The organism is Corallococcus sp. 4LFB, assembly GCF_046520365.1.
Lineage (GTDB): Bacteria > Myxococcota > Myxococcia > Myxococcales > Myxococcaceae > Corallococcus > Corallococcus caeni.
The window spans coordinates 1-919 of sequence record NZ_JBKGHJ010001109.1 but is presented as its reverse complement, the minus strand read 5'-3'; the positions used below and the strand labels follow the sequence as shown (position 1 = coordinate 919).

Here is a 919-nt window from a genome sequence, read left to right as displayed (position 1 = left end):
CCCGCCTTCGCCTGCTTCTTCAGGCCGAGGATGGACTGGCCGCACTCGGTGAACGTCGATACCGCCTTCGCCACGGGCGGCTCCATCTTCGCCGGCTGCTTCTTCGCGAGCTTGGGCGCGATGCCCCGGAACACGCGCCACTCCATCGTCAGGTCGCGCGAGCCCTGCCCGGAGTCCACGTAGAACGCGTTCTCTCCCACCGGGAAGGCCAGCCGGTCCGCTTCGTCCTCAGGGCTCAGGCTCTCGGGATTGCCACCTTCAGGGTCAACCGTCCGGGCAGAGGCAACGCCCCAGTCCAGCTCCCTCCCGGGCGCGGAGAGCGCCTTGTTCACGGACTTGGTGATGCGGATGATCCACAGCTTGCTCCTGGTGGGCGTCTCGCGCTTGCCCATGACCATGTAGCGGTGCCAGTAGCCGGCGATCTTCGAGCCGCCAAACTCCTGCTTCCACTCGGTCTCCAGCACCATGCTGCCCCGGTCCTCGCGGTAGGGCAGGTGCGCGTCCGTGAAGTACTGCCGGACCGACGGCCACATCTCCTCCAGCGGCACGTCGTAGACAGCCTCGTAGTCCGGCGTCTCCAAGTCCTGCCGTCCGGCGCAGCCCACCATCAAGAGCAACGCCAGCCATCCCAGCTTCAGCATCGAGCGCATTCGCAGTGCCTCCATCACGTTCCGCGATGTGATGAAGAACGCCGCGCGCGCCGGGCGCATATCGCCACCGCGCCAGCTACAAGCCCGGTGCGGACTCCGGCACGGGCGCCGCGTCCGGATTCCCCAGGCCCTTGTGGATGGCGGGCTCGGACGCGCTCACGTGGCCTACGTAGAAGACCCCGTGGTAGCCCTCCTTGTTCGCGGAGCTCCAGGTGTGCACGAAGAAGCGGTCGCCGTTGTCCTTGCCCTTCGCTTCCTTCACGCCGCAG

2 pseudogenes are annotated in these 919 nt (G+C 67.1%); both read right to left on the bottom strand.

Features of this window, described 5'->3' with window-relative positions:
* Positions 1 to 650, bottom strand: a pseudogene (locus ACLEQD_RS44365) (hypothetical protein); the annotation flags it as partial.
* Positions 651 to 726: 76 nt separating this feature from the next.
* Positions 727 to 919 (bottom strand): annotated as a pseudogene (locus ACLEQD_RS44360) (hypothetical protein); the annotation flags it as partial.